Consider the following 13,423-nt stretch of genomic DNA (forward strand, 5'->3'; position numbering starts at 1 on the left):
TGTGACACCACCCGGTGAGTTCGTTGTTTCGCGGGGGCCTTCAGCGGCGATTGCTGGCGTCTAGTGGCGGGCGTCTGGTCTCTAGTGGCTGGCGTCTAATTGGCGGTGCCGGGGAGGGTGACGGTGACGCGGAGACCTCCTGCGGAGCCCGGCTCCAGCAGGAGCGCGCCGTGGTGTGCGGCGACGATTGCATCGACCAGGGCGAGGCCCAGACCGTGGGTGTCCGTATGCGTTCCGCGGGTTTTGGTGGCGGTGGACGCGCGGGAATCGGGCGCGGGGGATGCGGGCACCGGTGCGGGGGAGGCAAGCCGGGTGCGGACGCGGAAGAAGGGCTCGGTGAGGCGCGTGATCTGGTCGGGGGAGAGGCGTTCGCCGGCGTTCTCGACGCGCAGCACGGTGTGCCCATCGGGCAGCGTGGTGGTATCGATGCTGAGCCAGCCGTCGGGGGTGCCGTGCCGCAGGGCGTTGCGGACGAGGTTGTCGGTGAGGCGGCCGAGCAGAACGGGATCGCCACTCAGCGGGGCCGGATCGAGATCCCGGCGCACGTCGATGCCGCGCTCGCTGGCCGTGGAGGCGTGCTCCTCCAGGGCGTGTGCCGCGAGGTCGGCCAGATCGGTGTCCTCATGGGCGGGCGGGTTGGCACCGATCGTGGCGAGATCCAGCAGCGCGTCGACGATGGTCAGATTGCGCGCATTGGTGACCGCGAGCTTTTCGAGAAGGTCGGCGGTATCGGCGTCCACGTTGCCGCCGCGGGCCACATCCAGCAGGAGCGCGGTGGTTCCGAGCGGGGTGCGCAGCTCGTGCGAGGCGTTCGCCGCGAAGCGTTCGTGGGCGGCGAAGATCTGCTCCAGCCGTTCGAGCATCGTATCGAAGGTGGTGGCGAGGCCGGTGAACTCATCCCGGGCGCCGGTTGGTGCGAGCCGGTGGCTCAGCTCACCGGAGGCGGCCCGCGCGGCCGCACGGTCAAGATCCCGCAGCGGGCGCAGGATCCTGCCCGCCATCACGTAGCTCAGGGCGATTCCCAGCGCACCGAGCAACACGAGGGCAGTGATGCCGATCACCAGGGCCGCGCGAAACAGATCCTCCGGGCTCGACACCTCACCAATCGCCACGGCAACGCCCGCGGGAACCGGCGCGGGAGCGGTCGTCGTGGGGGCCAGGGTGACGCCGGGCACGGCCTCCAGGCGCGCACCCGTGACCGCCGTCGCGGTACTGAAGTTATAGGAGGGGAGGTAGCGGATCATGATGGAAATCAGCACGACCATCGCACCGCCCATCGCCAGAATCAGCGCCGAGGTCACGAGCGTTAGTCGGGTACGTGCCGTCAGCCGGGCCGCCCGCATGCCCGTGTTACCCGTGGCGGGCACCTCGTCCTCCACGCTCGCTCCGCTACGCCGCCGCATCGGGCAACCCCAGCCGGTATCCGACGCCCGAGACCGTCTGAATCACCCACGGTTCACCGAGTTTACGGCGCAGCGCCGAAACCGTCATCCGGGTGGAGTTAGTGAACGGGTTCGCGTTTTCGTCCCACGCCTTCTCCAGCAGGGTCTCCGCACTGACGGGGGAGCCGCCGGCCGCGAGGATCAGCTCGAGCACCGCGAACTCCTTTCGGGACAACCGGATCGGAATGCCGTCCCGGGTCACCTCGTGCCGAAACGCGTTGAGCTCGATGCCTAGACCGGCGAGTACCGGGGGCAGCGCTCGCCGTGGACGCCGCGCGAGCGCGCGGATTCGCACGACGAGTTCGGGTAAGTCAAAGGGCTTTGTCAGGTAATCGTCAGCGCCCAGGCCAAATCCGGCAACCTTCTCGCCGAGGCGGCGCGCGGCGGTGAGCATGAGTACGGGCACGGGATCCTCCGAGGCGACGATCTGGCGGCACACCTCATCGCCGTGCACGCCCGGAATATCGCGGTCAAGTACGCACACGTCGTAGTCGTTGATGGCCAGTAGTTCCAGGGCATCACCGCCGTCATGGCAGACGTCCACCGCCATCGACTCGCGCGTCAGGGCGATGCGCAGGGTGTCGGCAAAAATCTGTTCGTCATCCACGATTAGGACCCGCATGTTCACTCCCGGGGGTTTGCACGCCCGGAAATCGGGCGCGCCATCGACAGTGAAGCACACCCGGTATAAAGAAAGCGTCACGGTGGGTTTACACTTTTTTAGTGAATACCCCAGCTCTGCGTCTCGCCACCGAATCCGACATCCCCTCCATCGTGCCCCTGATCGTGCGCGCGTACCGCGGCAACGACTCCGGCTGGACCAGCGAGGGAAACATGTTTGAGCACGACCGGATCAACGAGGCCGAGCTGCTGGAGGAGCTGAGCATTCCCGACACCGCGATGGTGCTCGCCCATGCCGAGGACGGCGTCCTGGTGGGCTGCGGCCTGATCCGCAAGATCGCCGCGGACCGCGCCTACTTCGGTCTGTTCGCCGTGAACCCCGACTATCAGGGCGGCGGCATCGGCAAGACCGTGCTCGCCGGTGTCGAGGATCACGCCGCACACGTCTTCGGCGTGGACGCCATCGAAATGACCGTGCTCGGCCCGCGCCCCGAACTCGTCGAGTTTTACGGCCGCCGAGGCTACCTGCCCACCGGTGAGATCCGTGAACTGCCCGAGGAGGTCATCCTCAGCGAGGTGGGCAAGAAGCTCGACATGAGCATGAAGGTGCTGCAGAAGGACCTGCGCGCGGCCGCCTCGGTCGCCGCCTAGGCGAACGCTCCGGGCAGATTCCGGCCCGGGAGCACGAGGCCCGCTATCCTGGAGGGGTGAGTGTAAATCCCGAACTGCAGGGCCGCACCCTGCCCGCGAGCGCAAGCTATCTTGTCGGTCGCGAGAAGGTGCGCGAGTTCTCCCGTGCCGTCTTTGCCCAGAGCCCGCTGAACCACGACCCGGAGGCCGCGATTGCCGCGGGCTACGCCGACGTGGTTGCTCCGCCGACCTTTGCCGTGGTGGTGCAGGAGCACGCCCTCGCGGAGCTCCTGGCGCTGCCAGACACGGGGATCGACTTTGCCCGCGTCGTCCACGGCGACCAGCGCTTCAGCTTCACCCGCCCCATCGTGGCCGGTGACCTGCTGACCGCGACCCTGACCGTAACCTCGGTCAAGACCCTCGGCGCGCACTCCATGGTGACCGCCGAATCCCGCATTGTGGACGCATCCGGAGACCACGTGGTCACCGCGATCTCCACCCTGGTTGTACGAGGTGACGAGTGAGCATCCCCCAGATTTCCGACCTGAACGTGGGCGACATCGTCGCCGAACGCACCGTGGAACTCTCCCGCGACAGCCTCGTGCGCTACGCCGGAGCCTCGGGAGACTTCAACCCCATCCACTACCGTGACGACGTCGCGGCGAGCGTCGGCCTGCCCGGCGTTCTCGCCCACGGCATGCTCACCATGGGCCTCGCCGTGCAGCCCGTCGTGGACTGGGCCGGCGACCCCGGCCGCGTGGAGGACTACCAGGTGCGCTTCACCCGCCCCGTCGTGGTCGACCCGCAGAGCGGAGCGACCGTCACCATCGCGGCCAAGATCGGCCAGATCGACGCCGAGGCCCAGGCCGTGCGCGTTGACCTCACCGTGACCTACGCCGAGCAGACCGTCCTGGGCAAGGCCCAGGTGCGCGTCCGCCTCGCCGAGTCGCTCTAGCGTGAGCGCCCGTACCCTCGCCGAGCTCACCACCTTCCAGGTGGGTGGGCCGATCGCCGCACTCTACGAACCGCAGACCCACGATCACCTCGTGGAAACGCTGCGCGATCTGTGGTCCGAGGGGGAGGAACCGCTCATTCTGGGCGGCGGCTCCAACCTCGTGGCCGGCGACGACGGGTACGACGGCCCGGTGGTGCGAATCGCACACACCGGGCTCGAGGTGCTTCCCTCCACCCCCGGCACCGTCGCGTTGCGCGTCAGCGCGGGCGTGGTGTGGGATGAGCTCGTGGCACACACGGTCGCGCGCGGATGGAGCGGCCTCGAAGCACTCAGTGGGATCCCTGGGTCGGTGGGGGCCGCCCCCATCCAAAACATCGGTGCATACGGCCAGGAGGTCTCGGCCGTCCTGACCGCCGTGGAACTCCTCGACCGCTACGGCGAAGACCCCGTCTGGGTTCCGGCCGACCAGCTGGAACTCGGCTACCGCACCTCGGTGCTGAAGCGCCACCAGGGCGATCCGGCCGAACGCGACGCCGTGGTCCTGACCGTGGAGTTTGCGCTCACCGATGCCGCCGGGCTGAGCGCCCCCATCGCGTACGGGCAGCTCGCCGGGGCACTCGGGACCGAACTCGGTGCGCAGCTGCCCGTGGCCGAGGTGCGCGCGAGCGTGCTCGCCCTGCGTGCGAGCAAGGGTATGGTGCACGATCCGCGAGACCGCGACACCTTCAGCGCCGGCTCGTTCTTCACCAACCCCATCGTGCCGCTCTCGGCCGCCCGATCGCTGCCCGCGGATGCCCCGCGCTGGCCGGTGGACCCGATCGAACCCGAACCCACGGTGATCGACCTCGACCACTACACCGGCGAACTGCCCGGCTTCACCCCGCCCGCCCGGGTGGAGATGGTCAAGCTGAGTGCCGCCTGGCTGATCGAGCACGCCGGCGTTGGGAAGGGATTCCACCTGCCCGGTTCCCGCGCCGCGATCTCGTCCAAGCACACCCTCGCGCTCACCAACACCGGCGGATCGACCGGTGCCGAGGTGGCCGCGCTGGCCCGGTTCGTGCAGGCGCGCGTGGCCGCTGAGTTCGGTGTTCACCTTGCGCCCGAGCCGGTGCTGGTCGGCGTCGAAATCTGATCCCGTAAATCGGACCGAATTTATCACGATTCGGTCACGTAACGACTCGGAATAACACCTGTTCGCGGGTTATTTTTCCGTTAGGTGATAAACGATAATCCTCGCTATTTGCTGACCATTCACCTCAGCTTTACCTTCCGTCCCAGTCCCGTATTTCCATCCTGTTAGCGTGAGCGCAGCAGGACGATGAGGTAGTCAGGACCCGACCGATGAGGGCCTCCACTTCGTCCGCTACTGGAGGAAACAGACATGAAGGCTCAGCGCGGATGGGTAGTCGCGCTCGCGGCTGCCGCGATCGTGACCCTTGGCCTCAGCGGATGCTCCGCTGACGCCGCCCCCGCCGAAGGCGGCGCCAAGGCGGCTACCGCCACCAGCGCCAAGGACCTCGGAGGCATCGACAAGCTCGTCGAGGCCGCCAAGGCCGAGGGCGAACTGAACGTGATCGCCCTGCCCGAGGACTGGTCGAACTACGGCAAGATCATCGCCGGCTTCGAGAAGAAGTACGACATCAAGGTCAACTCCGCATCCCCCGACGCCGCCAGCGCCGAGGAGATCAAGGCCGCTAAGGACCTCAAGGGCCAGAACACCGCCCCCGACGTCTTCGACCTGGGCACCGCCGTGACCCTGGCAAACACCGACCAGTTCGCCAAGTACCAGGTCGAGAACTGGGCCGACATCCCCGACGCCAACAAGGAGAAGTCGGGCCTGTGGTACAACGACTACACCGGCGTGATGTCGATCGGTTTCGACTCCAACAAGGTGCCCGAGCCCAAGAAGCTCAGCGACCTGCTGGGCTCGGACTACTCGGGCAAGGTTGCCATCAACGGTGACCCCACCCAGGCCGGTGCCGCATTCGCCGCCGTGGGTATGGCCACCATTCAGAACGGTGGAACCCTGGACGACTACAGCAAGGGCATCGAGTTCTTCTCGGAGCTGAAGAAGGCCGGAAACTTCCTGCCGCTGGACCCGACCCCGGCCACCATCGCCTCGGGCGAAACCCCGGTCGTGTTCGACTGGAACTACAACAACATGGCGCAGGAGTCCAAGGTTCCCGGTTGGAAGACCGTGGTTCTCTCGGGTGACGCACTGGGCTCGTACTACAACCAGGCCATCAACATCGACGCACCGCACCCGGCCGCAGCTCGCCTGTGGCAGGAGTGGATCTACTCCGACGAGGCTCAGAACCTCTACCTCCAGGCCGGCGCACTGCCGGTTCGCCTCGCCGCCATGGACAAGGCTGGAACCGTTGACAAGAAGGCGCTCGACGCCGTCGGTGTTGACCCCCAGGCCCTGACCCAGGCAACCCAGGAGCAGACCGAAAAGGCCGCAAAGCTCCTCGGTGAAAAGTGGGCGGCTGCGGTTCAGTAAATGACCCAAACCGGCTCTGCCCCGGTCCGCCGGCTCTCCCGCACCAGCGGGGGAGCCGGCGGCTGGGGCTCGGCGCAGCGGTTGATTCCGGGCCTCGGCCTGGTTCCGTTTGCGCTCTACGTTCTGATTTTCCTGCTGATCCCCACGGTTCTGGCGCTCACCACCGGTTTCTTTAACCGTTCCGGCGCGTTCACCTGGGACAACATCGCGGCCCTCGTGGACCCAACCGTTCTGAAAACGTTTGGTAACTCCCTCTGGATCTCGCTGCTCACCGCCGCCCTCGGTGCCCTCGTGGGTGCGATCGTGTGCTACGCACTGCTCTCCTTCTCTCCGACCTCGCGCCTGCGCGCCTCGGTTGAGGCCGTCTCGAGCGTGCTCGCCCAGTTCGGTGGCGTCATGCTCGCCTTCGCGTTCATCGCGACCATCGGTGTCCAGGGTCTGCTGACCGTCCTGCTGAAGGACGTCTTCGGGGTGGCCCTGTATCCGGGTGAAATCTGGCTGTACCAGATGCCCGGCCTGATTCTCCCCTACCTCTACTTCCAGATTCCGCTCATGGTGCTGACGTTTATGCCCGCACTGTCCGGTTTGAAGCCCGCCTGGACCGAGGCAAACGCCACGCTCGGCGGAAGCTCCTGGACCTTCTGGCGTCGCGTCGGCATCCCCGTGCTGGCCCCCGCCTTCGCCGGCGGATTCCTGCTGCTGTTTGCAAACTCGTTCTCCGCCTACGCAACCGCCGCGGCGCTGATCAGCCAGGGTTCGCAGATCGTGCCGCTGCAGATCCGTACCGCCCTGATTTCCGAGACCGTTCTGGGTCGCGAAAACCTGGCCGGTGCGCTCGCGCTCGGCATGATCGTGATCATGATTGTGCTGATGCTCGCGTACTCCGCGCTGCAGGCACGGACCGCAAGGTGGCAGAAGTGAGCACCGTGAAGACCCTGGGTTCGGCCCGCCGGGTGCGTGCCTCGCACTCCCTGGCGCCCCGACGCCCGTTCGCCACCACCGTGCTGGTTGTGATCGGCCTGCTGTTCGCCCTGCCGCTCATCGCTATGGTCGAGTTCAGCCTGCGCACCACCACCGGCCACGGCCTCGAACACTGGACCGGGCTCTTTGATCCCGCCAACGAGTTCCGCTACCGCCCGCTGTTTGGCGGCCTGGTGGAATCGCTCACCCTCGCCCTGATCGCGATCGCCATCGTGATCCTGATGCTGCTGCCCACCACGCTCCTCGTGCGCCTGCGCTTCCCCAAGCTGGTGCGGGTGCTTGAGTTCATCACGGTGATCCCGATCGCGATTCCCGCGATCGCGCTCGTGGTGGGTCTCGCGCCGGTGTTTGGTGCGAGCATCCGCATCATCAACTCCGGCACCGTGGTGCTCGGCCTCATCTACGGCATCCTGGTGCTGCCGTTTGCCGCTCGCGCGCTGGATGCCAGCATTCGCGCGGTGGACGTGCCCACCCTGGTGGAGGCCGCTCGCTCCCTCGGGGCCTCCTGGCCGCGGGTCTTCGTGCGGATCCTGCTCCCGGTGCTGCGTCGCGGAATTGTCGCGGCGTCGTTCATCTCGATCGCGGTGGTGCTGGGCGAGTACACCATCGCGTCCCTCCTGAACCGGCAGAACCTGCAGGTCGCCATCGTGAGTATCTCGCGCAGCGACCCGTATGTGGCGGTCATCTTCTCGCTCCTTGCGCTCGCCTTTGTCACCGTGCTGCTCGCGGTCATCGGCCGGATCGCAACCCCCAAACGAAAGGTCTTTGATGTCTGATCCGACCCCCACCGCACAGCGCTCCGGCGTGAGCGTGCACTTCCGCGCGGTCACCAAGGAGTACGGGGCCCAGCGCGCGCTGAACGGACTGGACCTCGAGATCAAGCCCGGAGAGTTTGTGGCGCTACTCGGCCCCTCGGGCTGTGGCAAGACCACCGCGCTGCGCTCGCTTGCGGGCCTGGAGAGCGTGACCAGCGGCGAGCTCCTGATCGATGGCGAGGACGTCACCCGGGTACCGGTGAACCGTCGCGACCTCGGCATGGTGTTTCAGTCGTACTCGCTGTTCCCGAACCTCAACGTGATCGAGAACGTCGAGTTTGGACTGCGCACCCGCAAGGTGCCCGCGGCCGAGCGCACGGCTCGCGCCCAGGAGATGCTCGAGCGCGTGGGTCTCGGTGACTTTGCCGAGCGCTACGCCCACCAGCTCTCGGGCGGTCAGCAGCAGCGTGTGGCGCTCGCCCGCGCGCTGGTTACCCGCCCCCGCGTGCTGCTCCTGGACGAGCCGCTCTCGGCGCTGGATGCGAAGGTGCGCACGCAGCTGCGTGACGAGATCCGTCGCATTCAGCTCGATCTGGGCATTACCACCGTGTTTGTGACCCACGACCAGGAGGAGGCCCTCGCGGTCGCCGACCGGATCGCCGTCATGAACGCCGGCAAGATCGACCAGATCGGCACCCCCGAGGAGCTCTACCGCCGCCCGGAGACCGGGTTCGTGGCCAACTTCATCGGGCAGTCGACCCTGCTCACCGCCCTCGTTCACGAGGGCCGGATCGCGCTCCTCGGCCGCGAGATCGACCTCACCGAGCCGCTGCCCGAGGGTGCGCTCGCGCGCGTGCGGGTGCGTCCGGAAAACCTCGCGCTCGAGTCGTTCGAGCACGGCGAGGGCGAGCCCGGCCGCGTGGTGACCTCGAGCTTCCTCGGGTCGCTGCGCCGCACCACCGTGCACCTCGACTCGGGTCTCTCGATCGTGGTGCAGCACTCGGCCGAAGACACCCCCGAGGTCGACCAGCAGGTGCGCGTGCGCCTGCTGCAGGACGTGGTCACGGCCCACGTCGACTAGCGGTTCCGTACCACTCACACACGAACGCCCGGCGGATGAGATCCGCCGGGCGTTCGTGTGTCTGCGGTGTCGAGCGCACGCGCGGTGCAGCGCCGGCGCTACTCAGCGTCGGTGATCGGGGCGACCGTCGCGTTGACGCCGGAGAGCAGGGCCGCGGCGGGCACCAGGATTCCGTGTTGGTGGGAGCCCGAGCCGAGGCCGATCCAGGAGTCCGCGGGTAGCTCGGCGATGCTCGCATCGGCGAACACCGGTAGTTCGGTCGTGGTGCCGAGCGGCGTGATGGTGCCGCGCTCAAAGCCGGTGGCTTCAAACGCGAGGTCGGCGTGGGGGAGCGCGAGGCGGTTCACCCCCACGGCCTGACGCAGCAGCGGCCAGGAAATCTTGCGTCCGCCGGGCACCAGCGCCAGCAGGTACGTGCCGTCGTGGCGGCGGATCACCAGGGTCTTCACCAGCGCCCCGGGCTCGATCCCGATCTGTGCGGCCGCCTCGGCGAGGCTCGTCGCCGGCCCGCGCTCGCGCACCCGAATCGGGATCCCGCGCGCCTCGGCATCGGCCACCACCCGCTGGGTGCCCGCGGGCAGGCTCGCCTGGTCGAGGGCGTCGGATACGTCGGTCGCAGCGGTTTCGGTCATACCCGGTCAAACGTTTCTCGCTGCGCGAGCATTCCCTCGGGCCGGATCGAATCGGGATCCCGCGCACGGGCACGGCGCTGTGCGACCGGTTAGGGACTTCGCTACGACCGGTTGCCCGAGTGCGAGCCACGGCAGGTTAGGCTCAAATATGCTGTCTCGCTCGTTCGCGGTGACCGCAGGTCGTAGACCCATCGGAGAAATGAGAGGCAGCGATGCTGAATAAGAGGACCACGCGGCCCGTTCTCACCATCATGCTCACGCTGGCTGCCCTCGGCCTGCCTGCTTGCAGCACCGCGACGCCCTCGCCGCTTCCGAGCATCGACCGGACGGAGGGGCGCCCGGCCGAGGCGGATATTCCGGAGTTCACGGGTTCCTGGGCCGAGGATTTCCGTGAACAGTACCGCCTTACAACAACGGATAAGGCGCGGGCAATGCTCAGCGATGGGGTTGTCACCGCCGCTGAGTATGCCGAGGTGCGCGAGAGCCTCCTGCGGTGCGCCGCGGAGCGGGGCGTCACGATCGAGGCCATCAGAATCGACGGGTCACGAGAGTTCTCCTTCGAAACGATCACCTCGGACGAGGCCAACGACGTGATGAACCGCTGCGAAGACGAGAGCGGAGACTCCACCGTGGGCACGCTGTGGTACTGGATGCAGCGCAATCCCGCGCAGCTCGACGAGGACGAGCTCGTTCTGAGTTGCCTGCACCGAATCGGGGTCGTTGATCAGGGCGTCACGATCGACCAGTACCGTGCGGGCCGGCAGGACCCCGCCCGGCCGTTGCCGTCCAAGCGTGAGATGGCGTGCATCCGCGACCCCAACGGCACGAAGTAGTGCGCGCACCTGCCCGGAAACGGCACATGCCGCCCACCTCGCGGTGAGCGGCACGTGCGTGGCTGCGCCAGAACGCAGCGACGAGAGACCTAGCGGCTGAACAGCTTCTGCAGGCGCTGGATGCCCTCGAGCAGGGCGTCATCGCCGAGAGCGTAGCTGAAGCGGAGGTAACCGGAGGGGCCAAAGGCCTCGCCGGGAACGGCGGCGACCTCGGCGGCGTCGAGCATGAGGTCGGCGAGCTCAAGCGAGGTGGTGGGAGTGACGCCCGCCCACTCCTGACCCAGCAGGCCGCGGACGTCAGCATAGACGTAGAACGCGCCCTCGGGGGTCGGGACGGAGACGCCCTCGATCTTGTTGAGCTCGGCCACGATGGTCTTGCGGCGGCGGTCAAACGCCACACGCATGGCCTCCACCTCGTCCTGCGGACCGGTCAGGGCGGCGATGGCCGCGCGCTGAGCGATGTTGTTGACGTTGCCCGAGAGGTGTGACTGCAGGTTGGTGAGGGCCTTGATGGCGTCCACCGGGCCGATGGTCCAGCCCACGCGCCAGCCGGTCATGGCGTACGTCTTGGCGACGCCGTTGACCAGCAGGGTCTGGTTTGCGAGTGCCGGCACTGCCTCAAGAATGGAGATCGCGCGGGCACCGTCATAGGTGAGGTTCTGGTAGATCTCATCGCTGATGATCCAGATGCCGTGCTCGAGGGCCCACTCGCCGATGGCGCGGGTTTCCTCGGGGGAGTACACGGCACCGGTCGGGTTCGAGGGCGAGACAAACAGCAGGATCTTTGTGCGCTCGGTGCGAGCGGCCTCGAGCTGTTCGAGGGTCACCTTATAGTCGGCCTCGGCATCGGCGAAGACATCAACCGCGGTGCCACCGGCCAGCGCGATGACCTCGGGGTAGGTGGTCCAATAGGGGGTCGGGACGATGACCTCGTCGCCCTCGTTCAGCAGCACCTGGAAGGCCTCGTAGACCGACTGCTTACCGCCGTTGGTCACCACGATCTGGTTCGCGGCCACCTCGATACCCGAGTCGCGCAGCGTCTTCGAGGCGATGGCCTCGCGCAGCTCGGGGAGTCCGGCGGCGGGGGTGTAACGGTGGTTCTTGGGATCCTGCACCGCGGCGGCGGCGGCCTCAACAATGTGGGCCGGGGTGGCGAAATCGGGCTCACCCGCCGCATAGCTAATAACCGGGCGACCCTGCGCCTGGAGGGCCTTGGCCTTCGCGTCCACCTTGAGGGTGGCGGATTCGGCGATGGCGGAAATCTTCGTTGAGAGGCGCGGTGTAGTAGTCACCCCCTGATCGTACCCAGAAATAGAGTGGAAAGTCACCGGGATTACGCGGGTTTTGTGCGCACGAATGCGCGGATGCGTCCGAGATACCGGACGCCGGGGCCCTGCGCTACCGGACCGGCTCGCTCACGCTGGGCATCACGCCCTCCAGCGCGGTCAACACCGGAACCAGCTCGGGCAGCGCGCGCGCCGCCTCAAGCGCCTCGGCGAGGGCCTGATCGTGGGTCGGGCGGGCACGATCCAGCGCCGCGTGACCGGCGGCGGTGAGCTCGGTGTAGATGCCGCGGCGATCATCCGCACAGAGAATACGGGTGAGTAGGGAGCGCTCCTCCAGACGCGTGACCAGACGGGTCGTGGCACTGCTGGACAGCGCGGTGGCACGGGCCAGCTGCTGCATGCGCATGTGCCAACCGTCCTGACGGTTCAGCGCATCGAGCACCGTGTACTCCACCATCGAGAGGTCGTGTTCGCGCTGCAGGGCGCGCTCAATCGTGGTGTCGATCAGGCCGTGCAGCGCGGCAATGGAGCGCCAGCCGCTGGCTCGAACCTCGACGGCGCTATCGGCGATACCCATGTCATCTCCCTTGCGATCGCTCCCAGTGTAACAACCGCGCCGATAGTGCGCTTAAGCAAGGAGTTTGCTTGCCGCGAACTTTTGCGGGACCCACAGGGAATACAGACCAATTGGTCGGTCGCTATCGGCGATTTGGTGGGTGAGCGCGTACGCTGGATTCTGCGCAGCGCGGCACACCAGCCGGGGCTGGTTCCTCGATCCCCGAGAAGGGTATCGACATGACCACCTCCGCCGCACCCGCGCGCTTCAGCCTGGCCGGGCCGAAGTTCGGCACCGCGCTGCCCGTGCTGCTGCTGATCCTGACCGCCGTAACCGGCATCGTGGACGCCATCAGCGTGCTGGAGCTCGGCCGCGTCTTCGTAGCCAACATGACCGGCAACGTCGTCTCGATCGGATTTGCCCTGGCCGGTGCCCCGCACTTCTCCCTGACCGGTTCGATCTTCGCCCTCGCCGGCTACGTCCTCGGTGCCGGCCTCGGCGGCTACGTGATGGCGCGCATTCACCTGGCGCCGATTCGGGCGCTGCGAAACGTAATGGCACTCGTAGTGCTTGCCTTTGCCGGAGTCGTAGCGATGGCCTGGATTACCGGTGCCGCGACCCCGATGATTCAGCACGTCATCGTCGCGCTGATGGCCACCGCCCTCGGCGTGCAGGGCGCGGCGGCCCGCGCGCTCGGGGTGCCGGACCTCTCCACCACCGTCCTCACGATGACCATTACCGGACTGGTGGCGGACATCTGGGGAGGAAAATCGGGTTCACTCACCCGCCGCATCCTCGCGGTGGTCGCGATGCTGCTCGGCGCGTTCATCGGGGGAGTGCTCGTGTCGAATGCCGGGGTGCCCACCGCGCTGAGCGTGGTGCTGACCATTCAGGCGGTGGTGCTGGTCTCGCTCTGGCGGCTGGCTCGACGGGTCTAGCGCTCGGTTTGCGCATCCCCGCATCGTCGGGTAGAGTTTCACCTAGCCACAGACCGCCGGTTCTGTTGTGGTGTGCAAACGCCACGCAGCGAAGGTTCCCCAGGGAACGGCCCGCGTAGGTAACGAAAAGGATTTTTACAGCTGCCCCGTGCAGATGTTGTCTCCCGCTCCGGTACCTGTGCCGGAGCATTTTTTTATGCCTCGGTGGGAAAT

At 67.0% G+C, this 13,423-nt stretch carries 15 protein-coding genes; 10 read left to right on the forward strand and 5 right to left on the reverse strand.

Annotation, left to right across the window (positions count from 1 at the left end):
- Positions 1 to 95: 95 nt before the first annotated feature.
- Together D9V32_RS09785 and D9V32_RS09790 are read right to left on the reverse strand one after the other, a co-directional pair.
- Complete coding sequence (locus D9V32_RS09785) at positions 96 to 1,403, reverse strand: sensor histidine kinase (RefSeq protein ID WP_121648715.1); 1,308 nt, start codon at positions 1,401 to 1,403, stop codon at positions 96 to 98.
- A complete protein-coding gene (locus D9V32_RS09790) occupies positions 1,390 to 2,064 on the reverse strand; it encodes a response regulator transcription factor (protein ID WP_121648716.1) in 675 nt (224 codons plus the stop codon). Before D9V32_RS09790 ends, D9V32_RS09785 begins: the two co-directional genes overlap by 14 nt.
- 101 nt (positions 2,065 to 2,165) lie before the next feature.
- Between D9V32_RS09790 and D9V32_RS09795 the strand changes: the two genes are divergently transcribed.
- The 8 genes from D9V32_RS09795 (at position 2,166) to D9V32_RS09830 (ending at position 8,965) form a co-directional block, all read left to right on the forward strand.
- On the forward strand, positions 2,166 to 2,714 hold the full coding sequence (locus tag D9V32_RS09795; protein ID WP_121648717.1) for a GNAT family N-acetyltransferase: 549 nt from the start codon (positions 2,166 to 2,168) through the stop codon (positions 2,712 to 2,714).
- 56 nt (positions 2,715 to 2,770) lie between these two features.
- Positions 2,771 to 3,217, forward strand: a complete 447-nt coding sequence (locus tag D9V32_RS09800; protein WP_121648718.1) for an FAS1-like dehydratase domain-containing protein — start codon at positions 2,771 to 2,773, stop codon at positions 3,215 to 3,217.
- 2 nt (positions 3,218 to 3,219) lie between these two features.
- Positions 3,220 to 3,648: a MaoC family dehydratase gene (locus D9V32_RS09805; RefSeq protein ID WP_245982234.1), complete on the forward strand. Its 429-nt coding sequence runs from the start codon at positions 3,220 to 3,222 to the stop codon at positions 3,646 to 3,648.
- A gap of 1 nt (position 3,649) precedes the next feature.
- Positions 3,650 to 4,780, forward strand: a complete 1,131-nt coding sequence (locus tag D9V32_RS09810) for a UDP-N-acetylmuramate dehydrogenase (RefSeq protein ID WP_121648719.1) — start codon at positions 3,650 to 3,652, stop codon at positions 4,778 to 4,780.
- A 249-nt stretch (positions 4,781 to 5,029) separates the two neighbouring features.
- Entirely contained in the window at positions 5,030 to 6,148 is a 1,119-nt protein-coding gene (locus D9V32_RS09815; protein ID WP_121648720.1) for an ABC transporter substrate-binding protein, read from the forward strand.
- Positions 6,149 to 7,069 (forward strand): ABC transporter permease, encoded by a 921-nt coding sequence (locus D9V32_RS09820; RefSeq protein WP_121648721.1) that lies wholly within the window; start codon positions 6,149 to 6,151, stop codon positions 7,067 to 7,069.
- Complete coding sequence (locus D9V32_RS09825) at positions 7,066 to 7,905, forward strand: ABC transporter permease (RefSeq protein WP_245982227.1); 840 nt, start codon at positions 7,066 to 7,068, stop codon at positions 7,903 to 7,905. Before D9V32_RS09820 ends, D9V32_RS09825 begins: the two co-directional genes overlap by 4 nt.
- Positions 7,898 to 8,965 (forward strand): ABC transporter ATP-binding protein, encoded by a 1,068-nt coding sequence (locus tag D9V32_RS09830; protein WP_183086258.1) that lies wholly within the window; start codon positions 7,898 to 7,900, stop codon positions 8,963 to 8,965. The genes D9V32_RS09825 and D9V32_RS09830 overlap by 8 nt, the downstream gene beginning before the upstream one ends.
- Positions 8,966 to 9,063: 98 nt before the next feature.
- On the opposite strand, the gene D9V32_RS09835 is transcribed toward D9V32_RS09830, so the two are convergent.
- Positions 9,064 to 9,597 carry an aminoacyl-tRNA deacylase gene (locus D9V32_RS09835; protein ID WP_183086259.1) on the reverse strand — a complete coding sequence of 178 codons (534 nt, stop codon included), beginning with the start codon at positions 9,595 to 9,597 and terminating at the stop codon, positions 9,064 to 9,066.
- A 212-nt stretch (positions 9,598 to 9,809) separates the two neighbouring features.
- Between D9V32_RS09835 and D9V32_RS09840 the strand changes: the two genes are divergently transcribed.
- Positions 9,810 to 10,430: a hypothetical protein gene (locus D9V32_RS09840; RefSeq protein ID WP_121648723.1), complete on the forward strand. Its 621-nt coding sequence runs from the start codon at positions 9,810 to 9,812 to the stop codon at positions 10,428 to 10,430.
- An 89-nt stretch (positions 10,431 to 10,519) separates the two neighbouring features.
- Here D9V32_RS09840 and D9V32_RS09845 read toward each other — a convergent pair whose 3' ends face one another.
- Both D9V32_RS09845 and D9V32_RS09850 read right to left on the reverse strand, forming a co-directional pair.
- Positions 10,520 to 11,722 carry a pyridoxal phosphate-dependent aminotransferase gene (locus D9V32_RS09845; protein WP_121648724.1) on the reverse strand — a complete coding sequence of 401 codons (1,203 nt, stop codon included), beginning with the start codon at positions 11,720 to 11,722 and terminating at the stop codon, positions 10,520 to 10,522.
- A gap of 106 nt (positions 11,723 to 11,828) precedes the next feature.
- Complete coding sequence (locus D9V32_RS09850) at positions 11,829 to 12,293, reverse strand: MarR family winged helix-turn-helix transcriptional regulator (protein ID WP_121648725.1); 465 nt, start codon at positions 12,291 to 12,293, stop codon at positions 11,829 to 11,831.
- 218 nt (positions 12,294 to 12,511) lie between these two features.
- On the opposite strand from D9V32_RS09850, the gene D9V32_RS09855 reads away from it, so the two are divergent.
- Entirely contained in the window at positions 12,512 to 13,210 is a 699-nt protein-coding gene (locus D9V32_RS09855) for a YoaK family protein (protein WP_121648726.1), read from the forward strand.
- Positions 13,211 to 13,423 lie beyond the last annotated feature (213 nt).

The organism is Mycetocola tolaasinivorans, assembly GCF_003667565.1.
In the GTDB taxonomy this organism is placed as follows: Bacteria; Actinomycetota; Actinomycetes; order Actinomycetales; family Microbacteriaceae; genus Mycetocola; species Mycetocola tolaasinivorans.

What these genes read in the sequence shown, in the direction of transcription:
- D9V32_RS09790 (WP_121648716.1), bottom strand. Translation starts at nt 2,064, where the DNA reads ATGCGGGTCCTAATCGTGGATGACGAACAGATTTTTGCCGACACCCTG.
- D9V32_RS09785 (WP_121648715.1), bottom strand. Translation starts at nt 1,403, where the DNA reads ATGCGGCGGCGTAGCGGAGCGAGCGTGGAGGACGAGGTGCCCGCCACG.
- D9V32_RS09855 (WP_121648726.1), top strand. Translation starts at nt 12,512, where the DNA reads ATGACCACCTCCGCCGCACCCGCGCGCTTCAGCCTGGCCGGGCCGAAG.
- D9V32_RS09850 (WP_121648725.1), bottom strand. Translation starts at nt 12,293, where the DNA reads ATGGGTATCGCCGATAGCGCCGTCGAGGTTCGAGCCAGCGGCTGGCGC.
- D9V32_RS09815 (WP_121648720.1), top strand. Translation starts at nt 5,030, where the DNA reads ATGAAGGCTCAGCGCGGATGGGTAGTCGCGCTCGCGGCTGCCGCGATC.
- D9V32_RS09835 (WP_183086259.1), bottom strand. Translation starts at nt 9,597, where the DNA reads ATGACCGAAACCGCTGCGACCGACGTATCCGACGCCCTCGACCAGGCG.
- D9V32_RS09820 (WP_121648721.1), top strand. Translation starts at nt 6,149, where the DNA reads ATGACCCAAACCGGCTCTGCCCCGGTCCGCCGGCTCTCCCGCACCAGC.
- D9V32_RS09840 (WP_121648723.1), top strand. Translation starts at nt 9,810, where the DNA reads ATGCTGAATAAGAGGACCACGCGGCCCGTTCTCACCATCATGCTCACG.
- D9V32_RS09830 (WP_183086258.1), top strand. Translation starts at nt 7,898, where the DNA reads ATGTCTGATCCGACCCCCACCGCACAGCGCTCCGGCGTGAGCGTGCAC.